Origin of the sequence: Streptomyces arenae (assembly GCF_022343545.1) — a bacterium.
Classification (GTDB): domain Bacteria; phylum Actinomycetota; class Actinomycetes; order Streptomycetales; family Streptomycetaceae; genus Streptomyces; species Streptomyces humi.
In genome coordinates, this window is the sequence record NZ_JAKQYH010000089.1 from 38,795 (window position 1) to 59,432 (window position 20,638).

The window sequence follows — 20,638 nt, forward strand, 5'->3', positions numbered from 1 at the left end:
GGCCGCGCACCCCCGCCGGCCCGGAAGGACAGCCACGTGCCCCGGCCGCCGCACCGGTTTCACCTGCGGGCGGCGACCAGGCGCAGCACCGGTTCGTCGCGGAGCCTGACGAAGACGGTGACCAGGGCAATGGCCTGGACGAGAGCGCAGGCCAGGATGACGCTGCCGAGGTGCGCCGGCGGGGTGAGCGCCACGAGGACGCCCGCCATGGGGAAGGGCAGCAGCAGGAGAAGCATCGTCAGCGAGAGTGTGGCACCGAGTGCGGTGGTGGGGATGACCAGCGACCGCACCGTACGCAGCACGACGGTGAGGCCACCGTCGCCCGCCATGAAGATCGCCACCAGGACGGTGTAGGAGAGGTACGACGGAGCGTGCGGGACGGCGAGGCACGCGGCGGAGGCGAGCGTCGCCGACACCATGCCCACCCCCCAGAGGTCGAGGCGGCGCAGGGCGAACCGGCAGCACGTGATCGCCAGCAGGGTCGCCACGGCGGCGGCCGACCACAGGGCGCCGACGTCGGCGGAGGAGCGCCCGAAGGTGTCCACGACGATCACGGGGCTCGCGGACTGGAGCAGACCCAGGGCCAGATTGGAGCAGGCCAGCCCGGCCACCAGCCGGCCCAGAGCGGGAAGCGTCAGCAGCGTGCGCAGGCCCAGGCGCAGTGCGCCGTCCTTCCCCGCGGTGTCGGCACGGGTGGCGCGCAGGGGCGTCGGCGGAGTCTGCAGGCCGAGCACCGCGGCGACCGACGACACCGCGCCCAGGCACCCGAGCATCCAGCCCGGCCCGGCCAGGAGGAGCAGACCGGCGAGGAGCGGTCCGAGGACCGTGGCGCTCTGGTCGATGCCGACGAGCACCGCCTGTATCCCGTGCGACCGGGCCTCGTCCCGCCGGGTGACGACGGCTCCGACGGCCTCGTTGGCGACGAAACTGAACTGGGAGAGAGTCCCGGTGACGGCGGCCAGCACGAGGACGACCGCGGTCTCGGCGGTACCCCGCGGCAGCATGAGAAGGGCGACCGCCGCGACCGCCACCACGGTGGCCCGGGCGAGAGAGGCGATGAAGAGGACGATCGCCGCACCGCAGCGGTCCACCGCCTTGCCGGCGACGACGAACGCCGCGATCCGCGGAGTCCACTCCAACGCGAACGCGAGGCCGGTCAAGGACGAAGAACCGGTGATCGCCAGGACCAGCAGGGGCATGGCGTACGTCGCCATGGAAAACGCCAGCGCGTCACTGGCGCGCGGAGCGTGTATTCGCCGAAAGAGGCTGCCGGGCGGAACGGCGGCATGCCGACCGACAGGCCGGTCCTCGCGCACGGTGATGGCCACGAAAGAGGGGGACTTTCGGTGAGGAGTATGGGGGGGAGAGCCGGGAGGAATCCCGGTCACCTGTCCGAGAAAGGCGTGGGGGAGTTGTACGAGGCCGTCCCGCGATGGCCATAGTTACGGAACTGGCTGGCCCACGGCGGCATTTGACGGCTGAACTATACAGCTCGCGGGGCGTTCCGGTGTTCCGGTGTCGGAGTCGTTTTTATTCTCCCGGATTCTTCCCGACTCCCTTGAGCGGGCGGCGCGGCCCGTAATTCCCGAATTCTCCCGAGCGGGGCTCAGAAGGACCGGTTCTCCCGTGCGGGGCTCAGGAGGACCGGCCGAAGCCGGACGTGAGCCGACCGAGCGCTGCCCGGCCCGCGGGTCCCCAGGCCGGCTTGCCGCCGGGAAGACCCCGGTCGCCGTTCTGGCCCATGAGGATGAGGAAGAGGCTCTTCATAGCAGCCAGCCCTCGGGCACGCCGGACCGTCGCGTCGTCCGCGAGCGCGTACGCCTCGAAGAACCGGGGGCCCGCTCCCGCGGGCAGCAGCAGCCAGGCCGCCGCGAGGTCCCACGCCGGATCGCCGGCGAACATGGCGTCGAAATCGATCACGCCGGAGAGGGTGCCGTCCGAGACGACGACATTCGCGGGATGGAGGTCACCGTGCAGCCACACCGGCGGGCCCGCCCACTCGGGGGCCGCGACAGCGTCGTCCCAGACGGCCCGTACGGCGTGGACGTCGGCGGCCAGGCCGCGGGGGGCGATGGCCTGGAGGAAGTACTCGAAGCCGTCGGTGCACTTCCTGGGGTGAGCGCCGCGGTCCGAACTGGCCGGTGCCTCGGCGGGCGCCGCCACGTGGAGCGCCCGCAGGAAGCCCGCCAGGGTGTCGGCCGCGTGGTCGCCCCGGCTGATCGAGGTGTGGTCCAGCGGCTCGCCGTGCACCCACGTCATGACGCTCCAGGGCCACGGAAAGCGCGCGGACGGTTCACCGATCCGTACCGGAGTCGGCACCGGGAGCGGCAGCCGCGGGGCCAGGACCGGCAGCCAACGGCACTCCTTGCGCAGGAGATCCGGGGCACCTTCCATGCGCGGCATGCGCACGGCCAGCTCGTCCCCGAGCCGCCACATCTGGTTGCCCCAGCCGCCCGCCACCTCGCGCACGGGAAGCCCCGCGAGGTCCGGATGCTGGTCCTGGAGAAGATCGTGCACCAGCTCCGCGCTGATCCCGGTCCCGCAGTCGGTCATGCGAAGCCACGGTACGCGAGCCCGCCCCCTCCCGGGCCCGACCGACCTACGGGCCGCTAGGTGTTGCTCCACCCGCTCGTGCTGGAATACGAGTCCAGCAGGTCGACCACGAAGACCAGGGTCGAGCCCGGCGGGATCAACGGCGAGGGCGACTGTTTGCCGTAGCCGAGACGCGGGGGAACGATGATCTCGCGTCGACCGCCGACCCTCATCCCCCTCACCCCGCGGTCCCAGCCCTTGATGACCTTGCCACTGCCCAGGGCGAACTTGTACGGCTGGCCCCGTTCCCAGGAGGAATCGAACTCCTTCCCGGTCTCGAAGGTCACCCCGACGTAGTGGACCCTGACCACCATGCCCGGCTTCACCTCAGCCCCGTCCCCGACGACCAGGTCCCGGATGGTCAGCTCGGTGGGAGCGTCCCCCTCCGGAACGCCGACCTGGGGTTTCGTCAGTCCGCTCATGGCAGCCACACCACACTCCGTCCAAAGCCGAGGGTTCTTCCCAGAGAGGGTCGCACGTTGATCCGGTCTCGACGCAGTCACAGCAGGCGCGTACAGGCCGGACAAGGTTTCGACAAGGTCGGCATTCCACAATCCGTGCACGAACCGCCGAAGGGCCGGCCCGAGACGTGTTCTCCGCCGGAAGGATCACTTACGGGAAAGGACCATGAATGAACGTCACAACTCGCACCGTCCGCAGGACTCTGAGCGTGACCGTCGTAGCCGCCACGGTGGCGGCTCTGGGACTGTTGGCACCGAGTTCGGCCGAAGCCGCCGCGAGTGACTGCCCTTCCGGCAGCCTGTGCGTCTGGGACCAAATCAACTACACCGGAAACCGGTGTAGTTGGAGCAATGCCGACAGCGACTGGACCAGCGGGTCCGTGACGTGTTCATGGGCCGACGACCGCAACGTCAAGTCGGTCTACAACCACGGGACTTCCTCCTCGTACGAGGGAGTCGGCCTCTATTCCGGAGCGGGCTACTCGGGATACCTCGGCTGCATAGGCCAGGGCGTGAAGGGCCCTGGCGTCAGCGGCAGCCCCGGCCTCAAGGTGCTGTCCCACAAGTGGCTCACCAGCTGCTGAGTCCGGACACCGGCTCTCCGGCCGACTGGCTCCGTGAAGGGCCCTCGGCGGGGTACGGCACCCGCGCTGCTCTGCCGGCGGCAGAACACCGGCCTGACCAGGCTCGACGATCACTACCGTCCAGTCTCATGACGACGATCACCACGCGCACGGTCCAGTACCCGGCCGACGGCCTGACGATGACCGGGCACCTCGCGCTCCCGGCCGGTGTCGGCCGCCGGTCCGCGGTGCTGCTCGGACCGGAGGGCCCGGGGCTCAGCGACGTCGAGCGCCGCCGGGCCGACGCGCTCGCCGAACTGGGCTACGTGGCGCTGGCCTTCGACCTCCACGGCGGGCGCTACTTGGCCGACCCGGAGGAGATGCTGGCCCGTTGCATGCCGCTGCTCGCCGACCCCGACCGGATGCGGGACATCGGCCACGCGGCGCTCGACGTGCTGCGCGCCGAACCGCGCACCGACCCCGACCGGATCGCAGCCGTCGGCTACGGCACCGGGGGTGCCATCGGGCTGGAACTCGGGCGCGACGGCGTCGACCTGCAGGCCATCGGGACGGTCAACGCACTGACCACGGGCCGGCCGGGCGAGGCGGCACGCATTCGCTGCCCGGTGTGGGCCGGGGTCGGTTCGGAGGACCCGATCATGCCGCCCGCCCAACGGGACGCGTTCACCGCCGAGATGCAGGCCGCGGGCGTCGACTGGCGCCTCGTGGTCTACGGCGGGGCCTTGCACGCCTTCCACCACCCACCGGTCGACCAGCCCGTGGTCCCCGGCGTCGGCCACCACCCCCGGCACGCGCAGCGAGCCTGGCGCGATGTCGTCGCCCTGCTCACCGAGTGCCTGCCCTTGACCCAGTGAGCTGGTCAGGAGGGGCGCAGCGGTGCCGCGCCCCTCACCCGTTCGGTGCCCGGCTTACGGAGGGCCGCCAGCAGCGGGCGGATGCCTCGGACCGATGCGGAGACGGTGCAGCGGTCCACGCCGTACAGCTGTGCCGGAGCGGCGTGCGGCAGCCCCAGCCGCAGGTGCACCAGCTTGATCAGGAGCCGGTCGATAAGACCAGGCGGCCCTTAGGGCTGGCACCAGTGGCCCGCCTGCGCTCCCCGCTCCGCTGCTACTCGCCCGCGTAGCGGAAGCGTTCGAGGTGTCGGCAGAACTCTCTCGGATTCAGCTTGTCATTCCACGTCGACTCCGTAGGCGCGGGCCAGGCCGTCAAGGCCGTCCGCCCAGCCCTGGCCGGTGGCGCGGAGTTTCCAGACGGGTCGCCCGCCGACGATGTGGCGGTACAGCTCCGCGACGACCATGGCCCGGATGTTCGGGTCGGCGGGCGGCTGGAAGGCCCAGGACGCGCCTGTCGTACACGTCATGTTCAGGGCTGCGGAAGTGAGAGAACCACAGGTCAGTCCGGTGTCGACGTCCATGTTGACGGCGATGGCCACGCGCTGGACCTGTTCGGGCAGGGCGGACAGGTGGACGGTGGCGCGTTCGACAGTGTGGGGTCCCTCGGGCACTTTGCCGAGCAGGCGTGCGGCGCCGTCGGCGGCGGACGGCTGGTTGTAGAAGACGAAGTCCCCGTCGTCGGCGACGCGGCCGTCGTCTCCGGTGAGGAAGAGGGTGAGGTCGGCGTCCGCTCCCGCGAATGCGAAGGCGATGTGGAGTCCGTGGAAGGCTTCCTCGGGCAGCACGAGGGTCTGGCCGGGGATCAGCGTGATCGGGGCTGTCGGGGGTGGGGGCGGTGTCGAGAATGTCTCGGAGATCTCCTGTCGCCATTCGGCGAAGGATTTGATCCGGTACGGATCGACGGCCGGATTCCTCTCGTCGCGGTGGGTGTTGGCGCCGAGAGTGATGTCGAGGTCGGCGAGCGACGGTTCGCCTGCGTCGGGCTCGTCCTGAGCGTGGTCCAGCAGATCTTGGAGGCCGGGTACGCGTGTGGTGTCCAGTCGCTTGATCGCACTGGAGAGGTTGCCGGACGCTGTGGTGGTGACCGAGCAGGCGACGTCCTGGCCGATGTCGAGGAAGCGCAGGGCGTCCTCGGCGGTGCGCCAGGGTGTGGACTCGATCGCCTGACGTGTCCAGCGGCCGTAGGCCACGAATCCGAGGCGCTGGGTGTCGGGCAGGCGGGTCAGAACGGCGAGGTCGACGGCCGTGATGCCGGGGGCGGTGGCGAAACCTTCTTTGAGGGTGGCGACGACGTTGGAGCCCATGGCGGTGAGCCACCACAGCAGCCGGTCGCGCTTGGTGAGGTTCTTGAGAGTGGGGCGTCCGCTGGGTGTCAGACCCGGGGTCTGGGTGGGCATGGAGTCGAGGTCCTGCTGACGCATCACCACCGACAGCACCGATCCGTCCACGCCGACGGCGCAGCCTGCGGCGGGGTTGTCGGAGAAGGCCGTGTTCACCGCTTCGCAGACCGTGGCCTCGTCGTTGGCGACCAGGGCCTGCCACCACTGCTGCGCCTCGCCGGCCAGTTGCCGGCCCACCGCCGCCAGACGTGCCGACTCCGCGGCAAGGTAAGCGGGTGCATCCTGTTGCGCGCGCTGTTTCGCCGCGGCCCGTTCGGCTCGAGCCAGCCGGCTCACTCCCCGCAGATGGAAAGTCTGCGCCTCCGCGAGCGCCCAAGGCAGACCCAGTTGGGGTGCCTCCGGGATCGCCGGCGGGTGAGCCGCAGGGAACGACTGCAGGTGCAGGCAGGTCATCTGCTCCCGCAGCGACCGGAGTTGTGCGATCGCCGCATCGCGCTCGGCATCCTGCTGCGCCCGTTCTGCTTGACGGCGAGCGCGGTCCAGTTGGGCAGCAGAGGGGACGACCGTCCGGGGACGCGAGGACCGTCGGGTGGTCGTTCGCCGCCGGTTTCCGCCCAAGGAACTCGACGCGTAAAAGGGTCCGAGCCCCGATGACATTCTGGCTCCACCGGTCCCTACGCTGAGCCTCGCCGCCCGCGGACCGATGGAGGTGCGCACCCCACGTGTCGAGACCCGCACACTCATCCCGGGAACTCCGACTCGGAACCCGAACCCCATGGCATACCCCTCTCCCCACGGCCAAGTCTGGCACCGTGCGGGGATCGGAAGAGACGGGTATGACCATACGTACTGCGATGCGGGTCATCGATTGCTCGGGGTCAGGTAGCCACTGCCACGGGCCGTATATCCCTGGCTGGGCCATACCGATGCCTTCATCGGCATCCACGACTTCTAACGCGGGCGCCGCTTCGGAGGTACCGGGCCGGGGATGACGTCAAGATTCATGTGCTCCTTGAAGAGGTGGACCAGATCGGCGCCGTCGAGGAGTTCGAGTCTCCCGTGCTCGTTGGCGAAAGCCTCGCTCGCCCGGCCGAACCAGGACGTCGTCACCAGGATGCCCTTGGCCGCACGCTTGTGTTCCACGACGCCGGCGAGAGCGGAGACGGTCTCGAACGGGACCACGTTCCTGGTGCGTTTGGCCTGGATGATGCACAGCCCTTTCATGACCGGATCCGTGTTCATCGCGACCGCGTCCACGCCTTCGTCCTTCGATGGCTGGGTGTTCACGCTGTCCAGGCCGATGGCTTCGAACAACTGCCGGATGAGGTGCTCGAATTCCGTGGGTGTCAGGTCCATCAGGACAGGTCGGCTGTCCAGACCGGCCACGACGTCAAGGCTGTCCATGATCCGGAACTTGGACAGGTCGAACGTGACCAGCGGGCGTACTGGCTCCAGTTCGTACGGGTTGGGGGAGATCAGCGACCGCAGTCGTTTCAGGCAGGCCCGCGGGTCCACCTGCGTCAGAACCAACTCACCGAATTCAGCCCGATCAGCCTGGAGCGTGATCAAGCACGGGTGGACGTTCCGCCCCGTGGCGCGATCGACAGTGGCGACGTGCCCGTTCAGGGCGACGGACTGGACCACTTTTTCTGTGTCGGACGCGAAGAGTTCGTGGACGGTACGCAAGGCCGTTTGAGCCAGGACCGACGCGTACAGTTCCTTGCGTTCTCTGTCCGGCCTCGGCACGGGAGTGATCTCGTCGCGGCTCTTCACGTATCGGTACGCACGGGCCACAGGGACCACGTCTTCCAGCGGGAGGTCGATCTCAACCAGCAGGTCGCCCGTGTCAGCTTGAAACGAGACTTGGTGGGTCTTCGGGAAACCGTGCGGATAGACGGAGGCGGCAAGGACTTGGTCGACGAACCATTCGACGGCTTCGACATCCCGGTCCCGGTAGGCGCTGCGGCGCTCCTCCAGCGCGGCGTTCCACGCTTCGACTCGGGCAGCCTCTTTCCGGTTTCCCTCCTCATGCTGCGCCCGTGCCTCCTGTAACTTCGCCACGCGCTTCTTCTCGTCACGTGCGTGGTCACGCAGAGCCCTGTCGAACCTCTTGCGCGCTGCCTCGACGTCCGCGTCGTACCCTCGCCGCCCGAACCCGAGAGCACCCAGCAGCCCCCGTGGCGGCTCCGGCTCGTACTCCTCCCAACGGGGCAGAGGCGCAGCCTTGGTACGCCCCTTCGGCGGCAGGAACGGCGACGGAACGAACTCCTGCTTCAACCGCTCGAACGTCAGCGGGCGCCCACCCACAACGGACGTGCGCAGCAGGTGGGAAAGCCGTTCGGCGTCATCCTCGGTCACGCTCGTCCGATCCACAGCCTCCTGTGCGCGGGCCGCCTCGTAGGCCAATTTCTCCGCGCGGGCCTTCTTCCTGGCCTCCGCCTCGGCAGCCTTCTGAGCCTTCTCCCGTTCTCTGGCCTGCCGTGCGAGTTCCCGTGCGTAAGGATCGTTCCCGCCCGCCACAGCTTTCCCCCAGTTCAGCGCATGATCGCCAGTTCAGAACGTTCCGCAGTATCCCTCAACAGGCCGACGGCGTCAGCAAGTACTCGTGGAAGGTGCTCGCTGCTATGCACCGCCCGGCCACTTCGTGGCCGAACGGACTGGTGAGCCGTGTGCGCAGGTTCGAATCCTGCCGGGGGCACTCGCCTGGGAACAGCAGAGATCAAGCGCTGACCAGGGCGGATGCCGAGAGAAGAGGGCGGGAGTCGGTCTCACTGACTCCCGCCCTCTCTCGTTGCCTCTCACCGTTCGTGCACCATCTGCGATACACCCAACGACACAGCTCCCCGCGTCGCCTACATGACGCCTAGCCCCCGCCTCGCGAGACGCTTCAACGCACCGCTGAAGTCGTCAACCACATCACCCAGCTCCTTGTGCAAAACACGCGCTAAGCGGCGAGTATCCAAAGAGAGTATCGAATCACCGCGAGCCTGGTCAGAACGGACTAGGTCATCAACCTTGGCGGCAGTGCTCCGCACCAATTCGGGCCTGTCGTAAAGCTCCAGGGAGTTGGGCGCCATAGAAACCCAGGTCGGCGCATAGCTAGGTAACGCCCGTGAAATCTTCACCCAGGGGGCGGAAGGAAGCAGGCCCCCCAGGACTGGCATCAGCTGGGCCCTTGCCGTGACATACGGCAAGGCGAAGGCGTGAAGCTCGGTCTGCAGCGGCGTTAGCGCGTCGATGGCGGCCGTCCTGACGCCGCCGAATGACGTGGCTCGAGCTGCCACAGCAGTAGCGACTGCGCCTACGACCATGCCACCGAGGCCGATCCAGGCCACAGAGATCTCGGACTGGGCCACCAGCTCCCCCTCAGCTATCGGACGCACAGTCATGTTCATGCTCCCAGCACTGCCCGATCCAGGGAACACCGGCGGACTGTGAAGTGCCCCTACATCACGTCTCCCTCTTCTTCCAGGGCTTTCGCGATCTTCGCGTTGGCCGCTTCTTCGTGGCCGTCAATGCAGCCGTGATACCGCCGGTGAATGACCTCCGGAGGGTTGCCAACTCGCCGGGCTACCTCGGCGATCGGTACTCCAGCGTTCAGCCATCGCGTGATGCAGGCATGCCGCAGGTCGTACGGGCGCCCAGCCAAGGGCGAGGCGACGCGCTCAGGTGGGAACGCGTACTCGCGCGCTTCCTCCCACACCCGCCAATAGGTGGATGAGCCCACCACGCCCCACGCTCGTTCCCGAACACGCGCCCCTCCTTGGCCGTGCCGAACGCCTCCAGGTGCGCCCGGAGGATGGTCACCAGGACAGGCGGGATGGGCACTGGTCGGTCGCTCTTGGCCTCCCGCGCCTTCAGCCCGCGGCGATCGTGACGTTCCCCAGAATCGGTCCACACGCTTGGTGACGCTGAAGACCGCGCACCTGCGCACCTGCCATTCTTGGCGTCGGCTCAGGCGCCCGATCTGGATGGCGAGGGCGCCGAGCGCTGGGTTTCGGGTGGGTAGATCGCGCGGATGTTGGAGAGTTGCTCGTCGCGCGCGGCGGTGGGATTGATGTTGGCGGGGCCCTCACCGTCGAGGAGGGCGTTGAAGTCGGGGTATTCGGCGACCCGCTCGACTCTGGCCTCGCAGATCTCGTCGGTGCCTTTGATCCGGAAGCGGATGGTGTCGCCAGCGGCGAGGTCGGCGAGGCGGGGGTATTTGACCCGAACTTCGACGGTCTTGGTGCCCGCTGCGGCCAGTTCGAAGTATTGGCGGTAGAGGTTGAGTTCGTGGTGGTGCGGGGTGGTGCTGTTCATGGGGCGGGGAGGCTCCTGATCGCTGGTTTGGTGATCAGGCGGCCGGTCTCGGCCGCGGAGTCATGAGGCGGGTGCGTCCTCGCGTCCGTCGGCGAGCAGCGTCTCGCCGCCCGTCGGTGTGGGGCTCCAGGTCGTCGCTGCCCAGGCCGGCGAAACCGGCCCGGTGGGCCTGGCTGCCGGTGTTGTGGACCAGGGCCAGGCCGTCCGGGGCACTGCGGGGGTGCGGGGCGATCGTCATCAGCCGGGAGGTGAAGGCCAGGAGCGTCTGTCGGGAGGCGAGGCCGTCGAGGGTGACGAGGCCGGTCTCGCGAAGCTGTGCGGCGATCACTCTCTACCCCGGAGTCGGCGGTGGAGCGCGAGATCCAGGAGGAGACCGGCTGGGAGGTGAAGGCCGGCCCGCTGTTCGACGGCGGGGTGTGGGTCTACCGGCCGATTCCCGGACGGCGGGTCCTGATCGTGACGTACGGCTGCACGGTCCTGAGCCCCGATCCAGGCCGGCCTGGAACAGTGGGCCGCGGGTCGACGCCACCCGACGTGTCCGTGAAGCGGGCTCCGTGCAGAAGGCGAGCCGGATCAGGTACGCCGCGCGGTGCCGACGAGAGGCGTTCAAACACCGGGCGATGACGTGCGCTTCGCAGCGTAGCCAGCCGCCAGAGATTCGTAAGGTCCTGCCTCTGGTCACTGCGGCGGCTGCGAAGCGCCGGATCCCGGCCAGGTTAGCCGAGGCCACCGACGCACTGCGTGCCACCTGGCCGGTGACGACGGCGCGCTTGCTGAGCACCGTCAGGAGCCGGGGCCGTTTCTGTTCCGAAACGGAACGCCGAAACGGGGCGGTGGCTGTCCCCGGTACGCGGCCTGGCTCGGGAGGCCTGGCACTGCCGGGTGGTTCCGGGCGGTCCTCAGACGTCCGGAACCATCAGCTCACAGGACATGTGCCTTGGGTGCGCGATCCGCGTCGTGACGGCTGTGCCGCACCGTCCGCTTACGCCGAAAGCGAGCCAAGGTACTCCTCGCCCGTTTCCGTGATCCGCATGGCGTTGTCGCCCATCGAGCGGTTGGCGAATCCCTGCCGGCGCAGACCGGTGAAGTGACCATTCATGTCCCGGGTAGGTATGGCATCTCCGAGCTTGTCGGTGAGCCAAGCGGCCTCCGTGTTCTGGAGAGCTTCGACACCGAGGACCTTGGCCAGCTTGACGGCCCACAGGAGCTTGTCCCGCTTCAGCTTGACTCGATGGTAGGGAATGACCTCATCGAGCGTTGTGGGTATGTGGTCGATGTCGGCGAAGGCATCCGGTACGGGGACAACGCGCGACTTTCTCCTCACCGCAGCCCCTCGTGATGCCGAACCCGCACTGGCCGCCTTGCTGCCACGCCTGACGCGAAGGCTGTCGAAGCCATTCTCGATCACGTTCTGGGCCGCCTGTGACAGGTAGAACTCGCCCTTGGCCTCACCCTCATGAATCCAGCCGACCTGAACGGCTCTGTCGAAGTCTCGGGTGAAGTGTGTCGGGATGCGCTCACGCGCCCGCTGAAAGAGCCTGCGTACATCGCTCTGAGTAAAGGTGTCGTGCTCTTCCTCTTGCAGCAGGTACGAGGCGAAGGCGGTCATCTTCTCCGGGTTGGTTCTCGCGCCCGAGAGCTCCAGTGCTTGGCGGGGGCCCTCGACGGACTGCCGTGGGTGAGACTCGTCCCGCACCGGGACTTCGATGGGGGCCTCTTTCGCCTCTGGGGCCCCTGCCGGGAGGAGAGCAGGGCGCTCGGGGCTGGAAGCTGCTTGTGTCAGCTCCGGTGGACCCTGCAGGATGCTGATCACCTGGGCTCCTTGGGCCACACTTATGTCCTGCTGGAACGTGATGCGGCCACTGAGCTCCAATCGGACTTCTGGGTATATATCGGTCATATAAGAACGGTAGCTCTCGTCACCGTCATGGCAAAGAGCTGGTCGAGAGTTGATGCCTCTTGGACGGGATGAGGCTGCCTGCGGGCGCGATGCGGGGAGGCTCCGGCGGCAAAGGGGTCTTGGTTCCCCAACGCCGGGGTCGCGGCTAGCGCTCACGATCGTCGTCCCGGGGCGACTGACGTGACCGCTGCCGACCGGACTGATATCGCAGGCAACGTGCTCACCGAGCTGGCCGAGGCTCTAGGGATTGGAGAGGTGCGGGAACGCCGCTACCTCGCCGACGGGCTGATGAACGCGAACTGGAAGGTCGACACTCCGGTCGGGGCATTCGCCCTCATGCCGGACTATTACGCCCACTTCATGCCTGAGGCAGGCGAGAAGGGGCGCGGCACCGCTGCGCCCCTCCTTGGCGTGCTACAGGTCAAGTGGATGAGGCGCGGCGACCACGACCAGGGGGAGGACCGGCTTGTCCGGCCAGCCATGGCTAGGGGCAGCCGGCCCGCGCGGTGTGCGTCGCGTTGTTCGGTCACCGAGCCCTGTACTCGGTCAACGGCCTTCGTCACCGGCGGGCCGGTGGTGTCGATGGCGGCGCCATCCCATGGGCCAGGGAGTGGCCAGGACCTCGCCCGGCGGGGGCTGCCCCGTCAGCGGCAGGTCTATCCCGCGCTCCTGATATTCCAGGGCCCGACGCACGGGGAGGGGCGGCCGGAGTGATGGTGGTCAGTTGCTCAGAGCCAGTCTTTCCGTTTGAAAATGAAGTACAGACTGGTGCACACGACCGCCATCAGGAAGATGGCGAAGGGGTACCCCAGTACCCAGTGCAACTCCGGCATCTCCCTGAAGTTCATGCCGTAGATGGTGCCGACGAGCGTCGGGGCGAAGAGGATGGCGGCCCAGGAGGAGATCTTCTTGATCTCCTCGTTCTGTTCGAAGCCTGCCTCCGCCAAGGCCCGCATTTCCGCGTTCTGTTCCTGGGTGACCAGGGTCGCGTTGACCGTCAGGATCTCTGTGAGGGCCTGGCGGAAGCCGTCCACGCGTTCGCTGATGTGGGTGACGTGGTCGGCCACGTCACGGAGGTAGCGCTGTAGTTCCTCGTCGGTCTCGTACTTCGCGAAGCCCGCCATCAGGCCGTGCAGCATGCCGACCAGGGGACGGGTGGCGCGCTGGAACTCGACGGTCTCGCGGGAGAGTTCGTAGATACGGCGGGAGACCTCGGGGTCGCCGCGGAAGACCTCGGTCTCGATCTCGTCGATGTCGTTCTGGACCCCGGAGACGACCGGGGCGTAACCGTCCACCACCGCGTCGAGTATGGCGTAGAGGACCGCTTCCGGGCCGAGTTTGAGGAGGTCGGGGGAGTCCTCCATGCGGCGGCGGACCGCCGAGAGGTCGGGGGCCGCGCCGTGCCGCACCGTGATCACGAAGTCGGGGCCGACGAAGACGTGCAGCTCGGCGAAGTCGACCTCCTCGGGCGCGTCCAGGTAGCGGGCCGCCCGCAGGACGACGAACAGGGTGTCGCCGTACCGTTCCAGCTTCGGCCGCTGGTGGGCCTCCATCGCGTCCTCCACCGCGAGCGGGTGCAGGCCGAACTCGGCTGCCAGCGAGTGGAGTTCGTCGGAGGTCGGGCGGGCCAGGCCGATCCACGCCATGCCCGAAGGCTGGTCGCGCAGTTCGCGGTAGGTCTCCGCGAGGGTCGCCGGCGTCGACACGCGCACACCGTCCCGGTACAGCGCCGCCTCCACGATGCTCGGCTGCTCGCCGGGCGCCGCAGCCGTCCCGGACCCCGGGTGCGGAAGCTCGGCGGTGTCAGGGTCCGGCGGCCCCGCGCGCCGCCAGACGGATCTCCTGGTGCTCCGGCCGTTCCCGCCGTTCCTCGCGTTCTTCGAGACCGGGCTGGGGCGTCGCTCCGACATGACGGCCGCCTCTCCGTGGAGTGAGTCTGCGTCGGTGGAGTCCGAAACCTGCGGGACCCACGGAACCAGCGGGACCTTCGGGACCAGCGAGGTCCGCGTGGTCCGGGGATCACGCGTGGTCCCTGGGTCCCGGTGCAGGATATACGGGGCATACGCGTCCGGCGGAGGGGAGCGAGGCAGGAATCCCGTGAGGGAAGAGGCAGGAATCCCGTGCGGAAGCGGACAGGATCTGTCCTAGTCCGGCGTTAGCGTGCCCGTATGACGAAGACGCCGTCCGCCCCGGTCCTCGGCACCCGCGCCCTCAACCGGGCCACCCTCGACCGTCAGCTCCTGCTGCGCCGCTCGCCCCGGTCGGCGCAGGAGGCCGTGGCGCACCTCGTCGGACTCCAGGCGCAGAACGTCAAGCCGCCGTACTACGCGCTCGCCGCCCGCCTCGAAGGCTTCACCCCCGAACAGCTCGCACAGCCCATGGCCGGCCGCGAGACGGTCCGGATCGTCACCATGCGCTCGACCATCCACACCCATACCGCCGACGACGCCCTCACCCTGCGCCCGCTCGTCCAGCCCGCCCGGGACCGCGAGCTGACCGCCTTCCGGAAGGGGCTGGCCGGCGTGGACCTGGACCGGCTCGCCGTGCTCGTCCGGGAACTGGTCGAGGCCGGACCCCGCACCATGGCCGAGCTGCGACAGGCCCTGGGCGCCGAGTGGCCGGACGCCGATCCGCAGTCCCTGGCCGTCGCCGCCCGGTGCAGACTGCCGCTCGTCCAGGTCACCCCGCGCGGGCTGTGGGGCCGCAGCGGACAGGTCGCCCTCACCACCGCCGAGCACTGGCTGGGCCGTCCCGCCGAACCCGCGCCCACCCCGGACGCCACGGTGCTGCGCTACCTCGCCGCCTTCGGCCCCGCCTCCGTACGGGACATGCAGACCTGGGCCGGCCTGACCCGGCTCCGCGCCGCCTTCGAACGGCTCCGGCCCCGCCTGCGCACGTTCCGGGACGAGAGCGGAACCGAGCTCTTCGACCTGCCCGACGCGCCCCGCCCCGACCCCGAGACCCCCGCCCCGCCCCGGTTCCTCCCCGAGTTCGACAACCTCCTCCTGTCCCACGCCGACCGCACCCGCGTCGTCCCGCCCGAGTACCGGGGCCGGGCCTGGCGGGGCAACCAGGCCCACCGCACCCTGCTCGTCGACGGTTCACTGGCGGGCGTGTGGCGGCTGGAGGAGGACACCGCCCTGGTCATCGAGACCTTCGGGCGGCTGAGCCGGGCCGAGCGGGCCGAGGTCACGGAGGAGGGGGAGCGGATGCTGGCCGTCATGCACCCCGGGACGTCGTACGACATCCGGTTCGGGCCGGTCGTACGAACGTGCCTCTAGAGTCGGGGGCATGGAACTGCGGCAGCTCACCTACTTCGTCGCCGTCGCCGAGGAACTGCACTTCGGGAGAGCCGCCGACCGGCTGCACATCGTGCAGTCCGCGGTGAGCATGCAGATACAGCGCCTCGAACGGGAACTGGGCGCCGAGCTGTTCGACCGCTCGCCGCGCCGGGTCCGGCTGACGGCGGCGGGGGAGCGGCTGCTGCCCGAGGCACGGGCGGTACTGGCGGCCGCCGAGAAGGCCCGGGCCGCCGTGGCCGCCCCGCGGGCCGGGCTCAGGATCGGCACCAGTACCGGGCTCGGCGAGCATCTGGACCGGGTGCTGGCCGCGTTCGCGCGCCGGGCACCCGACGTACTCGTCGAGCTGCACGCGCTGCCGGCCGCCGAACGGCTGGCGAGGGTCGCGGACGGCCGGCTGGACGCGGCGTTCGTCAGGGCCGGGCAGCCGGTGCCCGGCACGCGGGTCCATCCGCTGTGGCCCGATCCCCTGGTGGCCGCCCTCCCCGCCACGCACCCGCTCGCCGGACGCCCGGAGATCGGCGTCGACGACCTCGCCGGGCTGCCGCTCGCGCTCGCCGAGCGCCGTACCAACCCGGCCCTGGTGGACCTGGTCGTCGGCGCCTGCCGCGAGGCCGGCTTCGAGCCGCTGCCCGGCCCTGCGGCCGGCTCCCTCCAGGACACCCTCGCGGGCATCGGTGTCCGCCCGCTCTGGACGGTCGTCTACGCGTCCCACGCGCGCGTGCTGCGCACCCCCCGGGTGGCGTTCGTGCCGTTCCGCGCCCCGGGCCTCGCCCTTCCCACCGGTCTCGCCGTCCGCACCACGGCCCCGTCACCGCACGTGGAGACGCTGCTGCTCGCCTGCGGCGACGACGAACGCTGACGGCCTCCTCGGAAGCCGCCGGGACGTTCGTGACCTGCGGTGATCACGGATGCTGATCGCTGCGGTCGGGAACTGCCCCTTGGTCGGCCGTGCGGCAGGCGGTGGACTGGTCCCACCGAACAGGAAGCGCACTCGGAGGAGTTCAGCGATGCCGATCGTCACCATCCAGCAGGGACCCCGCGACACCGAACTCAAGCGGGACCTCGTCAGGCGGGTCACCGACGCGTTCGTGGACGCGTACCGGATCCCCGCCGAGACCGTGCAGGTGTGGATTCACGAGGTCCCCGCGGACAGCTGGGGCGCCGCCGGGACGCTCACCGCCGACAGGTGACCGCAGGCCCCCGGGCATGGATAGGGGGCGCTGCGGGCTGCTCGTGGTAGCCCGCAACGCCCCCCGGTCACTCACCTGAGGGATGCTCAGGAGGTCTTCTGGTTACGAGTTGACCTGCGTGGTCACCAGGTTCGAGAAGGTGGTCAGCCGGGTGTAGACACCCGGGTAACCGGCCTCCGCGCACCCCTCTCCCCAGGAAGTGATCCCTGCCAGGACGCCCCCGATGAGCAGGGGACCGCCGCTGTCGCCCTGGCAGGTGTCTGTGCCGCCGGAGGTGTATCCGGCGCAAACCATGTCGGTCTGGACGAAGTCCGAACCGTAGGAGCTCTTGCAGCTGGAGTCGGACACGATCGGGACGGTCGCGGTCCGCAGCTGGTTGGAGGAGCTGCCGTTCTCCGAGGTGGTGCCCCAGCCGAGGATGCGGGCCGTGGTGCCGGCCGCGTACACGCCCGTGTCCGAGGCGGAGACGTACGACGCCGGGGTGTACGACATCGACGTCGCCAGGGTCAGCACGGCCACGTCGTCGCCGTTGGTGGCGTCCGTGTAGTCCGGGTTGATCCAGATCTTGCTGACCTTGCTGACCGTGCCGTTGGTGCCGTTGAGGTACGTGCGGCCGCCGACCACGCGAACGCTGCTGGTGGACTCGCCCTCCATACAGTGCGCCGCGGTCACCACCTTGGTGGCCGACACCAGGGTGCCGCCGCAGAACTGGCTGCCGGACGCGTCCGTGATCTGCATCATGAACGGGTACGCGGTCGTGGTGGTCGTGGTGCCGCCGACGATCGGCTGGGGGGCGGCTGACGCGGTGGGGGACGCGATCAGCGCGGTCGCCGCGGCGGCAGCGGTCGCTGCCAGGACTGCGGCGGTCTTTCTAGCGCGGTGTGGCCCGAACATGAGTCTCCTCAGTGGGGGTTGCCGGTGGGGGTCGCGCGGGTGTGGGGGGTGCAGCACGGGGGTCGCGGGACCGACCCCCGTATGCCCGGGCGAGCGGCACATCCATAAGCTAGGACCCGGAACCCCACCCTCCCAATGAGGGAACCCCCTAGGGGGATGGGGGAGGGAAAACCCTCGGTCCGCCTCAGTTAACCGGGAGCGCTCTCACTTCGCGCGTCGCCCTGCGGCCAAACGGACTATGTCCACGCGCGATCGGATGCCCAGCTTGCGGTAGACCCGGGTCAGCGTGGCCTCCACCGTCTTGACGCTGATGAACAGCCGGGCGGCGATCTCCCGGTTGGTGGCACCCTCCATGACCAGCGCGGCCACCTGACGCTCCATCGCGGCCAGCCCCTCCAGAGCGGCCGGCTCGGCAGGTGCCGCGACCGGCGGCTCGGGTTCCGGTGCCGAGACGGCCTCGTCCACCTGCCGCAGCCAGGGCAGCGCCCGGCACCGCCGGAACAGCCGGGCGGCCTCGTCGTAGGCCGCGGGGGAGCGCCGGTCGCGCAGCGAGGCCAGCGCGAAGGCGGCCCGCGCCTCCTCCAGGCCGTAGCCCAGTCCGGCGAACCGGTCCTGAGCCGAGGTCAGCTGGGTGACGGCCGTCGCGTGGTCGCCGTGCGCCGCGCGGACCAGGGCCTCGGCCCGGTCGAGCGCGGCCAGCACACTCTCCCGGCCGAGCCTGAGCGCGTGCTCCCGGGTGACGTCGATGACGTCCTGCGCCTCGGCGGGTTCACCCACCCGGACCAGGGCCTCGGCGAGGTCGCCCTGCCAGCGGCCGCGGGCCGGGTCGGTGATGCCGAGGCTCTGCTCCAGTTCCCGCACCCGGCGCAGCGAGCGGACGGTGCCCGCCGGGTCGCCCGCCACCAACTGGGCGTATCCGAGGGCGCCCAGGGCCCGGGACAGGTACATCGTGTCGCCGTCCTGCTCGGCGTGCTCCACCGCCTCCCGGGCCAGGGCCAGCCCCCGGTCCACGTCGCCGCCGGAGGCCTCGGCCAGTGAGGTGAGCATCGCGGAGGCGGTCTCGCCGATCCCGGAGTCATGGGCCAGGCTCAGACCCTCACGGGCCAGGTCCAGGGCGCGGCCGCAGTGCCCGGAGCGCAGTTCGGTCTCGGCGAGTCCGCGCAGGAAGTGCACCTCGCTCTCCACCTGGCCGCGCCGGCGCACCTCGCGCAGCAGCGCGGTGACGGTGGACCGGGCCTCGGCCAGCTGGTCGCCCATCACCAGCCAGCGGAACCTGGCGCTGCCCGCCCCGTTGTGGTGGCAGGCCACGTTCGGGTCCTGCGGCTCCCGCAGGGCACGCTTGATGGTGGCGGGCGCGTCCGGATGGCCCATCAGGGTCTCCACCTGGGCCTGGAGCGACAGCGCGAGGAGTTCGGTACGCCGGTCGCCGCCCTGGGCGGCCAGACCGGCCGAGTGCGCGGCCGCCTGCCGGGCCTCGGTGAAGTCGCCCTCCACGATCAGCGAGCGCCACGCCAGCTGGTAGTGGACCAGGCCCAGCAGGCGCGGGTCGTCACCGGCGTCGGCGAGGGCGTGCGGGAAGGCCGCGTCCACCTCGGTCATGGTGTGGCCGGCGGAGTCGATCACCAGGATCCAGGCCCGCACCCGGTCCGCCGGACGGGTGGCCCGGGTGAGCACCTCGCGGGCGATGTCCTGGGCGAGGTCGATCTCGCCCGCGCTGGTGGCGTCCTCGGCGGCCAGCAGCCGGCGCTCGTCCGGGCCGGGCGTGTTGTCGCCCGGGGTGTGCCGGGCGGCGAGCAGCCCGATCTGCGCGGCCACCGAGGGCGCGCCCCGGTCCCGGGCCTGGGCGGCGGCCTCGGCGAGCTGCGCGGCCACCGCGGGGTCGGTGCCGGTGGTGGCCAGGGCCAGGTGCCGGGCCCGCTCGATCGGGTCGGAGGCGGCGGTCGACAGCGCCGCGTGTGCGGCCCGGCGCTCCTGCGCGGGCGCCTCGGCGTACAGCGCGGCGGAGATGAGGGGGTGCGCGAAGCGTACGGCCGGACCCTCCGCGTCGGTGGCCAGCAGTCCGAGTTCGGCCGCCTGGGCGCACTCGGCCTCGGCGTTCTCCCGGCCGGCCGCGTGCAGCAGGGCCTGGGTGGGGCGGGCGCCGGCGCTGGCCACCAGGAGGGTGCGGCGGGCCTCCACGGAGAGCATGTCGAGGCGGCTGAGCACCAGGGCGCGCAGCGAGGTGGGCACCGGCAGCGGCTCGCCGGGGCGGGGCGGGGTCGGGTTCTCGGCGAGGGCGCGGCCGAGTTCCAGGGCGAACAGCGGGTTCCCGCCGCTGGTGCGGTGGATCTCCCGCACCGCGGCCCGGGTCAGACCGACGTGGCCGCGGTGGTCCAGCAGTTCGGAGACCTGTTTGCGGTTGAGCGGGCCGAGCCGCACGGCGACGGTGTCCGGCGGTGACGCGCGTAGGTGCCGGTCGTACTCCTGGCCCTCCGTGCGGACCGCGCACAGCAGTTGGACCGGGGTGCCGCCGAGGCGGCGGGCGGCGAAGCCGAGCAGTTCGGCGCTGGCCGGATCCAGCCACTGGAGGTCGTCGGCGACGATCAGCACGGGCCCCTCGGCGGCCAGTACGCGCAGCGTGGAGAGCACCGCGAGGCGCAGGGCGAGCCCGTCGCGCTGGAGGGTGGACTCGCCGCGGCCGGTGAGCGCCGACTCCAGGGCGGTGCGCTGGGCGGCGGGCAGGTGCGGTGCGACCTCGTCGAGGACCAGCCCGAAGAGGTCGGCGAGCGCGAGGAAGGGGAGGTGGGATTCGGACTCGGTGGCCGAGCAGCGCAACACGGTGCGGGCGGCCCCGGAGTATTCCGTGTCCAGCGCCCGCAGGACGGTCGACTTGCCTATTCCGGCGGGCCCGTGCAGGAGCACGCTGCCGCCGGAGGCGAGCTGTTCCCGGGCCGCCGTGACCAGCTCTGCCCGGCCGATGACCAGGTCGGGGTGGCATCGGGCAGGCTCCTGGAAGTCCCGTCGCACGGTCACCGCTCCCCTCGTGTGTCGTGTCCCAGCCAAATTCTAGGCAAGGAACCCCGAAATTCGGCCGGACGGCTTGGTGAGGGAAATAACAGCGCCCCCGCAGGCGGAAATTCAAAGCGCGTCCGCATGAATGGAATGGGTCCCCTCCGGTACGGCAACAACCCGGCCCGAGCT

Annotated in this window: 17 protein-coding genes, 1 tRNA gene and 2 pseudogenes; 7 read left to right on the forward strand and 13 right to left on the reverse strand. The window is 70.1% G+C overall.

The window, feature by feature from the left end:
- Window positions 1-59: 59 nt before the first annotated feature.
- The 3 genes from MB828_RS41565 to MB828_RS41575 all read right to left on the reverse strand — a co-directional run bounded on the left by MB828_RS41565 (window position 60) and on the right by MB828_RS41575 (window position 3,014).
- A complete protein-coding gene (locus MB828_RS41565; protein WP_133026391.1) occupies window positions 60-1,328 on the reverse strand; it encodes an MFS transporter in 1,269 nt (422 codons plus the stop codon).
- 307 nt (window positions 1,329-1,635) lie between these two features.
- Window positions 1,636-2,553, reverse strand: coding sequence for an aminoglycoside phosphotransferase family protein (locus MB828_RS41570; RefSeq protein ID WP_301652693.1), 918 nt, complete (start codon window positions 2,551-2,553; stop codon window positions 1,636-1,638).
- Between the two features lie 56 nt (window positions 2,554-2,609).
- The gene (locus MB828_RS41575) at window positions 2,610-3,014 is read right to left on the reverse strand and encodes an FKBP-type peptidyl-prolyl cis-trans isomerase (protein WP_301652694.1); all 405 of its coding nucleotides are present in this window, start codon (window positions 3,012-3,014) and stop codon (window positions 2,610-2,612) included.
- A gap of 209 nt (window positions 3,015-3,223) precedes the next feature.
- Between MB828_RS41575 and MB828_RS41580 the strand changes: the two genes are divergently transcribed.
- Together MB828_RS41580 and MB828_RS41585 are read left to right on the forward strand one after the other, a co-directional pair.
- Window positions 3,224-3,637: a peptidase inhibitor family I36 protein gene (locus MB828_RS41580; RefSeq protein WP_301652695.1), complete on the forward strand. Its 414-nt coding sequence runs from the start codon at window positions 3,224-3,226 to the stop codon at window positions 3,635-3,637.
- A gap of 128 nt (window positions 3,638-3,765) precedes the next feature.
- Window positions 3,766-4,491, forward strand: a complete 726-nt coding sequence (locus MB828_RS41585; protein ID WP_301652696.1) for a dienelactone hydrolase family protein — start codon at window positions 3,766-3,768, stop codon at window positions 4,489-4,491.
- A 5-nt stretch (window positions 4,492-4,496) separates the two neighbouring features.
- On the opposite strand, the gene MB828_RS41590 is transcribed toward MB828_RS41585, so the two are convergent.
- The 3 genes from MB828_RS41590 to MB828_RS41600 form a co-directional block, all read right to left on the reverse strand.
- On the reverse strand, window positions 4,497-4,685 hold the full coding sequence (locus MB828_RS41590) for a transposase family protein (RefSeq protein ID WP_343236246.1): 189 nt from the start codon (window positions 4,683-4,685) through the stop codon (window positions 4,497-4,499).
- Window positions 4,686-4,805: 120 nt separating this feature from the next.
- The gene (locus tag MB828_RS41595; RefSeq protein ID WP_301652697.1) at window positions 4,806-6,206 is read right to left on the reverse strand and encodes a TerD family protein; all 1,401 of its coding nucleotides are present in this window, start codon (window positions 6,204-6,206) and stop codon (window positions 4,806-4,808) included.
- Between the two features lie 615 nt (window positions 6,207-6,821).
- A complete protein-coding gene (locus MB828_RS41600; protein WP_301652698.1) occupies window positions 6,822-8,390 on the reverse strand; it encodes a restriction endonuclease in 1,569 nt (522 codons plus the stop codon).
- A 116-nt stretch (window positions 8,391-8,506) separates the two neighbouring features.
- Here MB828_RS41600 and MB828_RS41605 point away from each other — a divergent pair.
- A tRNA-Ser gene (locus MB828_RS41605) sits at window positions 8,507-8,568 on the forward strand.
- A 747-nt stretch (window positions 8,569-9,315) separates the two neighbouring features.
- Here MB828_RS41605 and MB828_RS41610 read toward each other — a convergent pair.
- The 4 genes and pseudogenes from MB828_RS41610 to MB828_RS41625 form a co-directional block, all read right to left on the reverse strand.
- A pseudogene (locus MB828_RS41610) lies at window positions 9,316-9,767 on the reverse strand (tyrosine-type recombinase/integrase); the annotation flags it as partial.
- 58 nt (window positions 9,768-9,825) lie between these two features.
- Window positions 9,826-10,172: pseudogene (locus MB828_RS41615) on the reverse strand (ASCH domain-containing protein); the annotation flags it as partial.
- Between the two features lie 34 nt (window positions 10,173-10,206).
- Window positions 10,207-10,500: a hypothetical protein gene (locus tag MB828_RS41620; protein ID WP_301652699.1), complete on the reverse strand. Its 294-nt coding sequence runs from the start codon at window positions 10,498-10,500 to the stop codon at window positions 10,207-10,209.
- Between the two features lie 654 nt (window positions 10,501-11,154).
- Window positions 11,155-12,072: a hypothetical protein gene (locus MB828_RS41625; RefSeq protein WP_301652700.1), complete on the reverse strand. Its 918-nt coding sequence runs from the start codon at window positions 12,070-12,072 to the stop codon at window positions 11,155-11,157.
- 180 nt (window positions 12,073-12,252) lie between these two features.
- Here MB828_RS41625 and MB828_RS41630 point away from each other — a divergent pair, with 180 nt between their 5' ends.
- Complete coding sequence (locus tag MB828_RS41630; RefSeq protein ID WP_301652701.1) at window positions 12,253-12,786, forward strand: hypothetical protein; 534 nt, start codon at window positions 12,253-12,255, stop codon at window positions 12,784-12,786.
- A gap of 14 nt (window positions 12,787-12,800) precedes the next feature.
- Here the strand turns inward: MB828_RS41630 and MB828_RS41635 are convergent, their stop codons facing one another.
- Window positions 12,801-13,982, reverse strand: coding sequence for a magnesium and cobalt transport protein CorA (locus MB828_RS41635; protein WP_133026386.1), 1,182 nt, complete (start codon window positions 13,980-13,982; stop codon window positions 12,801-12,803).
- 258 nt (window positions 13,983-14,240) lie between these two features.
- Between MB828_RS41635 and MB828_RS41640 the strand changes: the two genes are divergently transcribed.
- From MB828_RS41640 to dmpI, 3 genes are read left to right on the forward strand one after another with little or no spacing between them, the layout of a single operon-like run.
- Window positions 14,241-15,353, forward strand: a complete 1,113-nt coding sequence (locus MB828_RS41640) for a winged helix DNA-binding domain-containing protein (RefSeq protein WP_301652702.1) — start codon at window positions 14,241-14,243, stop codon at window positions 15,351-15,353.
- A 10-nt stretch (window positions 15,354-15,363) separates the two neighbouring features.
- A complete protein-coding gene (locus tag MB828_RS41645; protein WP_301652703.1) occupies window positions 15,364-16,233 on the forward strand; it encodes a LysR family transcriptional regulator in 870 nt (289 codons plus the stop codon).
- Between the two features lie 49 nt (window positions 16,234-16,282).
- Window positions 16,283-16,564 carry a 4-oxalocrotonate tautomerase DmpI gene (gene dmpI, locus MB828_RS41650; protein WP_301652704.1) on the forward strand — a complete coding sequence of 94 codons (282 nt, stop codon included), beginning with the start codon at window positions 16,283-16,285 and terminating at the stop codon, window positions 16,562-16,564.
- A 102-nt stretch (window positions 16,565-16,666) separates the two neighbouring features.
- On the opposite strand, the gene MB828_RS41655 is transcribed toward dmpI, so the two are convergent.
- On the reverse strand, window positions 16,667-17,458 hold the full coding sequence (locus MB828_RS41655; protein ID WP_046726840.1) for a S1 family peptidase: 792 nt from the start codon (window positions 17,456-17,458) through the stop codon (window positions 16,667-16,669).
- A 204-nt stretch (window positions 17,459-17,662) separates the two neighbouring features.
- Window positions 17,663-20,470 carry a helix-turn-helix transcriptional regulator gene (locus MB828_RS41660; protein ID WP_301652705.1) on the reverse strand — a complete coding sequence of 936 codons (2,808 nt, stop codon included), beginning with the start codon at window positions 20,468-20,470 and terminating at the stop codon, window positions 17,663-17,665.
- Window positions 20,471-20,638: the final 168 nt, after the last annotated feature.